8 protein-coding genes are annotated in these 9,543 nt (G+C 47.1%); 6 read left to right on the top strand and 2 right to left on the bottom strand.

The genetic code is table 11. The features are described from left to right. Window positions 1-2,604 (bottom strand): DNA mismatch repair protein MutS (gene mutS / locus ACOJS8_RS18840; protein ID WP_420150093.1); only part of this gene is annotated, 2,604 nt, incomplete at its 3' end. A gap of 188 nt (window positions 2,605-2,792) precedes the next feature. Here mutS and ACOJS8_RS18835 point away from each other — a divergent pair. The 6 genes from ACOJS8_RS18835 to ACOJS8_RS18810 all read left to right on the top strand — a co-directional run bounded on the left by ACOJS8_RS18835 (window position 2,793) and on the right by ACOJS8_RS18810 (window position 9,055). Further along, window positions 2,793-3,827, top strand: a complete 1,035-nt coding sequence (locus ACOJS8_RS18835; RefSeq protein WP_420150092.1) for a hypothetical protein — start codon at window positions 2,793-2,795, stop codon at window positions 3,825-3,827. Window positions 3,828-3,939: 112 nt separating this feature from the next. Further along, entirely contained in the window at window positions 3,940-4,494 is a 555-nt protein-coding gene (locus ACOJS8_RS18830; RefSeq protein WP_420150091.1) for a PH domain-containing protein, read from the top strand. Between the two features lie 406 nt (window positions 4,495-4,900). After that, entirely contained in the window at window positions 4,901-6,172 is a 1,272-nt protein-coding gene (locus ACOJS8_RS18825; RefSeq protein ID WP_420150090.1) for a T9SS type A sorting domain-containing protein, read from the top strand. 524 nt (window positions 6,173-6,696) lie between these two features. Continuing rightward, entirely contained in the window at window positions 6,697-7,938 is a 1,242-nt protein-coding gene (locus tag ACOJS8_RS18820) for a Kelch repeat-containing protein (RefSeq protein ID WP_420150089.1), read from the top strand. 54 nt (window positions 7,939-7,992) lie between these two features. Beyond that, window positions 7,993-8,523, top strand: a complete 531-nt coding sequence (locus ACOJS8_RS18815; protein ID WP_420150088.1) for an RNA methyltransferase — start codon at window positions 7,993-7,995, stop codon at window positions 8,521-8,523. Between the two features lie 73 nt (window positions 8,524-8,596). Then, entirely contained in the window at window positions 8,597-9,055 is a 459-nt protein-coding gene (locus ACOJS8_RS18810; RefSeq protein ID WP_420150087.1) for a hypothetical protein, read from the top strand. 118 nt (window positions 9,056-9,173) lie between these two features. On the opposite strand, the gene ACOJS8_RS18805 is transcribed toward ACOJS8_RS18810, so the two are convergent. Then, window positions 9,174-9,543, bottom strand: a 370-nt coding sequence (locus ACOJS8_RS18805; RefSeq protein ID WP_420150086.1) for a plastocyanin/azurin family copper-binding protein, incomplete at its 5' end; no start/stop codon positions are given.

The raw sequence follows: 9,543 nt of genomic DNA, 5'->3' as shown, positions 1-9,543 counted from the left end.
ACGATTGACATCAATGGCGCGGAGTTTTTCCTTAATGGCTTCAGATTTGGGGTCGCCAGCTTCAATGATACGTAGCGCCAGTTCGCGCTCGGCAGGTACGGCCTGTTGAATCTTCTCTTTATTCGACTCCCGCTTGTGTGAGGATTCGAGTTGTTTCATAATTTCGCTGGCACGCCTGACAATCTGAGCAGGCATTCCGGCCATTTGTGCTACGTGTATCCCGAAGCTGTGTTCCGAGCCGCCTTCTTTCAGCTTGCGCAAAAAGATCACTTTGTTGCCCATTTCCTTCACTGCTACGTTATAATTCTTAATACGCGCATTGTCAATAGCCAGATCGTTCAGTTCGTGGTAATGCGTAGCAAACAAAGTTTTTGGGCGACAATCGGTTTTATTATGTAAATACTCGGTGATAGACCAGGCAATCGAAACCCCATCGTACGTACTGGTTCCCCGGCCAATTTCGTCCATCAGCACCAGGCTACGCTCACTCAGGTTATTCAGAATACTGGCGGTTTCGGTCATCTCAACCATGAACGTACTTTCTCCACGCGAGAGGTTGTCAGACGCCCCTACCCGCGTAAAGATCTTGTCGACAATACCGATTTCTGCTGACGTAGCGGGCACAAAACTTCCCGACTGCGCCATCAGAACAATCAGGGCTGTTTGACGTAGCAATGCCGATTTACCCGCCATATTCGGTCCCGTAATGATGATGATCTGCTGTGTTTCGTCGTCCAGATAAATGTCGTTTGGGATATACGGTTCGCCCGGCGGCAATTGCTGTTCAATAACGGGGTGCCGTCCGTCTTTGATGTCAAGAACTTTGCTTTCAGTGATCTGGGGCCGAACGTATTTATTTTTGACAGCTATTCGCGCAAACGAAGCCAGTACGTCCAGCACCGACAGAACGCGGGCATTCTGCTGAATGGCCCCGACGTATTCGCCAGCTGCCAGAATCATTTCATTGAACATCCGGGCTTCAATCTGAAAAATCTGCTCTTCGGCGTTCAGGATTTTCTCTTCGTATTCTTTTAGTTCAGGGGTAATGTACCGTTCGGCATTCACCAGCGTTTGCTTTCGAATCCAGTCGTCAGGTACACGGTTTTTATGTGCGTGCGTTACTTCGAGGTAATAACCGAATACTTTGTTGTAGGCCACCTTAAGCGAACTAATTCCGGTACGTTCCACCTCGCGTTCCTGAAGTTGAAGCAGGTAATCTTTGCCTGAGTAGGCAATAGCCGTCAATTCATCCAGTTCAGCGTTGATACCCGGTTTAATCATGCCACCCTGATTGGAGAGTGCCGGCGGATCTTCCCGCAGCTCGGCCTCGATACGGTCCAGCAGAAACGAAACAGGATTCAGTTGATCGGCATATTTTTTCAGTGATACGGCATTCCGGGAAGGCGACTCATTCTGGCTCAGCTCCGTAATGAGCAATTCCTTAATTGGCAGTACGTGCTGTAGCGACCGTTTAAGCTGTAACAACTCCCGCGGACTGATCCGTCGAACGGCAACTTTTGAAACCAGTCGTTCCAGGTCGCCGATTTGCCGCAAATGATTGACCAACGTATCGGTCAGGTCAATATCAGCAGTTAGCAGATCAACCATATTGAGCCGTTCCTCAATCAACGCTCTTTCTTTAAGCGGCAGGCTAAGCCATTTACGTAGCAAACGGGCGCCCATTGGCGTTACGGTCTGATCGAGAATCTGAATAAGTGGAACGCCCCCTTCCTGCTGAGCAGCCGTTAGTTCGAGGTTACGAATCGTAAAACGGTCGAGCCATACGTAGCGATCTTCTTCCAGCCGCGTAACGCGTGTAATATGCTGAAGATCTTTATGTTCAGTTTCGTTCAGATAGTGTAGAATCACGCCAGCCGCGATAATACCATCGGGCAAGCCTTCAATACCGAAGCCTTTGAGCGAAGTCGTCTGAAAATGTTGCTTCAGAAAATTATAGCCGAAATCATAGGTAAAAGCCCAATCTTCGAGCGTGTAAGTATGAAACTTATCCCCGAATAAAATCCCGAATTCCTGCCGGTTGCGCTTACAGTACAACACTTCCGACGGGTTGAAGCTTTGCAGCAGTTTATCGACATAAGCACCGTTTCCCTGCGATGCCAGAAACTCGCCCGTCGAAATATCCAGAAACGATACGCCAAATTGGTCCTCTCCCCTACCAAAATGAACAGCCGCCAAATAGTTGTTACGTCGGGTGTCCAGTACATTGTCATTAAAAGAAACACCAGGCGTTACCAACTCCGTAACGCCCCTTCGCACAATGCCTTTAGCCAGCGCAGGATCTTCCAACTGATCGCAGATAGCTACGCGTTCGCCCGCCCGAACCAGTTTTGGCAGGTGTGTATCAAGCGAGTGATGGGGAAAACCAGCCAGTTCCTCGTTTGAGCCGCCGTTGTTCCGCTTGGTTAACGTAATACCCAGAATTTTACTGGCTCGCACAGCATCTTCGCCAAAGGTTTCGTAAAAATCACCGACACGGAAGAGCAGCAACGCACCGGGATATTTCGCTTTAATCTGGTTGTATTGGCGGTTGAGGGGAGTTTCGTTTTTCTTTGCTTGTGGCTTTGTCGCGGTGGCGGTTTTCACTATTTCTGAAGTAGTATGTTATAACAAAAATAGTGATTTTTCGGCATGAAACTGCGTATTTAATGCAAATGCCGCCAGTGCTGCTTCGCAGAAAATCTCTCTATCGTGTTGTTTGAAAGTCCATTCATCCCTATGATTTTGTCCGTAACTTGCTGTCGTTTTATTGAAATAAATTATTCTTAACGTTTATGAGAACGTATCGCTATGTCCTACTGCTCGTCGCCATTGTAGGCGGTCTGTCGGCTTGTAATCTTAGCTCTCTTCTGGAACCAATCGATTATCCGCCGAGTCCGTCGTACTTGAAAGGCCCCCGCGCAGACACCCTTAACACACGATCGTTCGCTCTAACCCAAACGCATTCGTTTCAGTATCCCGGACAAGTATCTCAATACGGTTCGCGTTATTTGCTGAGAGGCTACAACGGGAATGGTAATCGCTTATCGGTCATTACCGCAGGCACGATGCTCGATGTAGCACACACGGAGCCGGAGGCTTTCAGCGAGTTTTTCCTTGATGAGGGTGGTGGCTTATGGGGCCTTACGCGCCAGCAGCAACAGAACACAATCCGTCAATACCAAAGTGGTCAATGGATGGAGTATGCTACCCTATCCGGCATTGGCAATTTTTACAGCGTTATTAAGGCTGAACCCAACGAATTTCGCTTCTATACCTCAACGGGTCTGGTCGTCTGGGATGTGCAACAAAAGGTCGTTAAGCAAACGATTCCTAACGAACGGGCGCGCTTCCTGACCAAGAACTATTCCATCGGTTCAAACGGCCAAACCCTTACGCTTTACGACAGCGATGCCACTCGTCAGCTTGCTTCGTGGCCACTGGACCAGTACGTATCCGTAAAAAAAGGGATCAGCAACGACATCTGGGCAGCTTCTGAGGACAAGAACGGTCACCTATGGCTCGTGATAAAAAATAGCAACTGGGACGGCGTTTTGCTGAAATATGATAGCCAGTCGCTACGTAAGCTGTCGATGATTCCGGTAGGATATTACGACTCTGGTCGGTCGGTCAACGGGCTTACCCTGGACAAAGCTGGAAATCTGTGGGTAGAGGTTGACCATACCAACTATCTGTATACAACCTCCGGCAAGTGGGTACGCCCCCTATTCGATAGTGTTGACAAGGACAGGTGGACTCCCATTTTTTCCGATGATCGGAGTGAACTGACGTTGGCGACCGAAAAAGGATTGTATCGCATAAATCAATAAGGTTCTCGCTTACGCTTTACTTATACGCCCGTAGCATGACGGGCGTTATTTGTTAATCAGTTACGTACCCCTGCGTCCTATACTATCGACCATACTAAACGAACCATCCGACATGACAGCCCCGCACAAGCCTGAGCTTCCGTTAAACGTTAGTTTCAACCCGATTATCCGGACGTATCTATTGCTCTACGTAGCGTTTATAATGCTTGTAACGGTGGTTGGTATTGTGCTGCTGCCCTTCTGGCTGCTTGGCGTTGGGCAGTGGTGGAGCAAGCACTATTTTCAAAAACTTCAATGTGAATTAACCGAGCGCTCGCTGCATTTCCGGAAAGGAATTCTAGTCGAAGTAGAAAAGACGATTCCCCTCGAAAATATTCAGGACGTTACGTTCGTCGCCGGACCAGTGCTACGTTATTTTGATCTGTGCATCCTGAAATTTGAAACCGCCGGACAAAACTCAAAGCAAGCCAATGACATGGAGCTGATCGGCATCATCGACGCTCAAACGTTCCGCACGCAGATTCTCGAACAACGGCAAAAATTAATTGACGCCCGAACCAATCAACAACCTGTCAGCACTGATCAGGAACTCCTGACCGAAATCCGCGATACGTTGCGCGATATTCGGCAGTTGCTTGAACAAAAATCTAACACAAATATTACATGAGATAATATTTATGTATTATCAAATGATAAAAAATTATTATTTGATATATTTCGGCAACTATTGACTCGCTATCAAGCCGTCGCATATGAAAAAACTTTATCGCAACGCTTTGTTAATCATTTTAATCTGTTTCCATAATCTTCTCGTTTCGGCTCAATGGTCTAGTGGAACTCTTTCCCAAATAAGAAGTGGACTAGCAGCGACCAACACAGGCAATAAAGCTTTTTTTGCTGGAGGGCAAGGTAGGGTAGGCGTTTGGGGGGGAGGAGTTGTAAGCTACGATAGAGTAGATATTTATGATAGTGGCACTAATCAGTGGACGACAGCTCAACTATCAGCTGCAAGACACTCGATAGCTGCTGCTGGTATCGGAAATTTAGCTCTATTTGCTGGGGGAGCCTCTGTAATGACGCTCTCTTACAGTAAAGTAGTAGACATATACAATACAACAACGAATCAGTGGTCAACGGCTCAACTCTCTCAAGAGCGGTTTTATATAGGTGCTGCCAGTGCTGGTGGTAAAATTCTATTTGCTGGAGGAGCCGTTTTTAACAATGTATGTAGCTGTTATATTAACTACAATACCGTCGATGTGTATGATGCCACTACAAATCAGTGGTCTGTAACCCAACTCCCAAACCTCCAAGGTAGTCTGTTAGCTACTAGCACAGCTAATAAAATATTATTTACAAAGAATGAAGGCGGCAATGGTTTAATCGACATTTATGATGTGATTACAGGCCAATGGACTACGGCTACTATCCCTCAGGCCCAGCCCGCTTCAGCTGTTATCAGTGTTGGTTATAAAGTCTTATTTGCGGCAGGTACATCCTTCGCTAGTCAAATACATATCTACGACGTAGTTACAAACCAATGGACTACGGCTACTCTATCACAGGCTAGGAGAGGCTTTGCCGTGGTCAATATGGGCTCTAAGGTTTTCTTTGCAGGAGGAGTCTCTTCACCATCGTATGCGAATTCTAATGTAGTCGATATCTATGATGCCTCTACTAACCAATGGTCAACCACGCAACTACCACAAACTGCAGGTGATCTTAGAGGTACTACTGCAGGAAATAAAGTATTATTCGCTGACCAAGCGACAGGTAAAGTCGATATCTACACACTCAACGATGTTTTACCGGTTAACCTAATCGCCTTCTCCGGCAAATGGACTGAGAACCTCGGGGCGCAACTCAACTGGACGACCTCCCTGGAAACCAACAACGATCACTTTCAGATCCAACGCAGCAGCGACGCCAAAACTTTTGAGACGATTGGTCGAGTAGCTGGCAAAGGCATAACTAAAGAACGTAGTGACTACAGCTTTACCGATGCCGCTACGCCCGATCCAGTCAACTACTATCGCTTGAAGCAGGTCGATCTAGATGGCAGTGTCCACTTCTCTACCATCATCTCCATCACGCGTCAGTCTGACAACCAATCGATAAAGCTATCGGTTTGGCCCTCACCAACTACGGGTACATTAACGCTGGAACTGACTGGCGGAAAAACCATTCAGCAAGTGGGAGTGTATGATCTGCATGGTCGCAAGCTTACTTCACAGGTGGGTGCTCAAGCCACGGCCGACGTAGCGGGTTTGCCAACGGGCGCATACGTAGTGGAGGTACTCACCACCGATGGGCAGCAGTTAAGATCGCGCTTTGTGAAGCAATAAATCATATGTTCGTTAACCCATTTTTCTATCCGCAAATTTTGATCATGAAACCACTTTTTCGCACCTGCTTATTTTTCCTCGCGTTTCTTTTTAGCCTTCCGGTTCTTGCTCAATGGTATAGCACGACACTCTCTCTGGGCCGGTGGAGAATGGGCGCTACCAGCGTGGGTAACAAAGCCTTATTTGCCGGAGGTTATACTTACAAATTAGGGTTTGATCTGGAAAGTAGTCAAGTGGATATATATGATGGGGCTACAAACCAGTGGATGACGACTCAACTATCGGCAGCAAGACATTCGATAGCTGCTATTAGTGTAGGTAATTTGGCTTTTTTTGCTGGAGGACAAAGGGGGCTCTCAGCAAGCGGCTCGCAAATGTACAGTAATGTAGATATTTATGATGCGAATACAAACCAATGGAGTACCGCGCAACTCTCGGAAGGTAGATCAAACATTGCGGTTACTACTACAGGAGGAAAAGTTTTTTTTGTATTGGGAACTACGTACTTTTTTCCTTCTTACGCTATGGACATCTACGATTTGAATACAAAGCAATGGTCCGCAGTCCAAATGCCTGTTGCCTATACGTTTGCAAGGGCAACAGGGGCAGGAAATAAAGTAGTGGTTACGGCTGGTTCTAGATATAGCCTATCTCAGTTTCATAGTTATGATATACTTACGGGTCAATGGGCAAGCAAGACTGTTCCAGAGGCTAGAGCTGAAGTAACCATGCTTGGAGTAGGAACGAAGGTCTTCTTTGCTGGTGGATCAACGTCGAATGGCACTGTCTCTAACCGGATAGATATTTATGATACAGCCACAGACCAATGGACCACCGCTACGCTATCACAGGCAAGATCATCCATAACAACAATCACTGTAGGAACGAAAACCTTCTTTGCTGGAGGCAATCCCACGTCTAATGCGGTGGATATTTACGATGCTATGAGCAATCAGTGGACCACAGCTATGTTATCCCAGGGTCGGTCAGGTATTATAGCTACTAGTGCAGGCACTAAAGTTTTCTTTGCCGGTGGTGAAGGTTCCAGTATAGTAGATATTTACGATACAGCCACCGGCCAATGGTCTACGACTCAGCTCCCTCAAGCAAGAAATGATCTAGCTGCGGTGCAAGCAGGAGAGCGTGCATTATTTGCCGAGAGCGGACCTGGTACTTTGGGATCAAATATTTCTGGTAAAGTCGATATCTACACAACAAACTCAGCTCTTCCCGTCAACTTAATGTCCTTCTCAGGCAGATGGATTGAAAACATAGGCACTCAGCTTAGCTGGACCACCTCTTGGGAAACCCACAACGACCACTTCCAGATCCAACGTAGCAGTAACGCTAAAAACTTTGAGACGATTGGTCGAGTAGCGGGCAAAGGCACTACCTCCGAACGTACCGATTACAGCTTTACTGACATCGCTACGCCCGATCCAGTCAACTACTACCGACTTAAACAGGTCGATCTAGATGGTAGTACACACTTCTCCAACATCATTGCCATCACTCGTCAGCCCGAGCCTCAAGCTACAAAGTTATCGGTTTGGCCCTCACCAACTACGGGTACATTAACGCTGGAACTGACTGGCGGAAAAACCATTCAGCAAGTGGGAGTGTATGATCTGCATGGTCGCAAGCTTACTTCTCAAGTGGGTGCTCAAGCCACGGCCGACGTATCGAGTTTGCCAACGGGCGCATACGTAGTGGAGGTACTCACCACCGATGGGCAGCAGTTAAGATCGCGCTTTGTGAAGCAGTAACGAGCCGGATTGCTTTATAGCTTTGCTGCATATTTCTATAGCAGTAAAATTTTTATGCCCCCTCGTAAACTCTCGCTCAGTGATCTTAATCGCCTGTCTGTCGATGATTTTAAAGACGTTCAGAAATTCCCCTATTGCTTGATTCTGGACGATATCCGTAGCCTGAATAATGTCGGATCAGTCTTCCGAACAGCCGATGCCTTTCGGGCGCAAAAACTCTATCTGTGCGGCATTACCGGCCAGCCACCCCACCGCGATATTACTAAAACCGCCCTCGGCGCTACCGAATCCGTTGACTGGCAGTACGTAGCCGATGTAGTAGTCCTGGTTCAACAACTACAGGCGGATGGCTGGATTGTTGCTGCCGTAGAGCAGGCCGAAGGTAGTACGTTACTCTCCGATTTTCAGCCAGAGCCAAACAAACCGTACGCTTTTGTGTTGGGTAACGAAGTAATGGGTGTTCGGGACGAAGTTCTTCAGGCGGCCGACGTAGTGCTTGAGATACCACAATTTGGCACAAAACACTCCCTCAATGTAGCCGTTACAACGGGGATAATCTGTTGGGATTTCCTTCAAAAAATGTAACGAAAACTTAACATTGGATTTTTGATTGTCCCGAAAATTTCGTATTTATTTGTAAATTTTTCCCATCAATCTTATGGCAAACAAAACTCTAAAAACCAAGCAGAAGTCGCTGGCTTCAGAGATCGTCAATTCAATCGAAGCAAAACTGAGCGAAGCTGGTGAGGCTACTAAAAAAATGAAAAAGTCCATCGAGAAATCGGCGGACAAACTGGCTAAGAAGCTAACGAAGTTAATGCATAAGGCAGAACAGAAAGTTGAAAAGCCTGCCAAGAAAGTCAAAAAGGAAGCTAAAAAAGCAAAGAAAAACGTAGCGAAGGCCGAGAAAAACGCAAAACGCACGGCCAGCAAAGCCATTGACACTGTTGCAGAGACAGCGACAAAGGCAGCTCCTAAAACGGTTCCTGCGCCATCTAAGCCAGCGCCAAAACCCGCTACAACCAGCAAAACGACTACACCACGCCCAAAACCTGCGCCAAAACCGACTTCGATTAGTAACCCGGCCCCAGCTGAAGCAGCCGTGGATAATGCTTGATTTGAGCGTTACGATGACGTGTAAGCCCGCTTGAAACGGGCTTTTTTAGTACGTTACACCACAAAAAAGCCGTCGTCAAAGGAATACTCTGACGACGGCTTTTTTGTGGTGTAAGATATTATTTGCTAATCGAAGCAGTCGAGGATTTTACAACCTTCATAACACCGTTCATGATGCGCCAGTGACCAGGGAACGTACACACGAATGGATAGTCACCGGGGGTTGACGGAGCTGTAAACTTAAGGCGATACGTCTGATCGGGGTTCACCAAAGGAGTTGCTACAATAACCTGCGGTATGGACGGAACGTAGTTCTTCTCGGCACCATCTTTTGCGGTAATCATCTTATCGGCAGCCGTACCGATAATGTCCATAGTTTTGGGCTTACCAATCACCAGATTATGTTGCATGGCATCCGGGTTTTCCAGAACAATTTCAACCTGTTTACCCGCCGTTACGCTAAATTCTTTTTTGTCGAAGCGCATTTCC

It is taken from the genome of Spirosoma sp. (assembly GCF_048594605.1).
Classification (GTDB): domain Bacteria; phylum Bacteroidota; class Bacteroidia; order Cytophagales; family Spirosomataceae; genus Spirosoma.
This window is presented reverse-complemented; position numbering and strand designations above follow the sequence as displayed.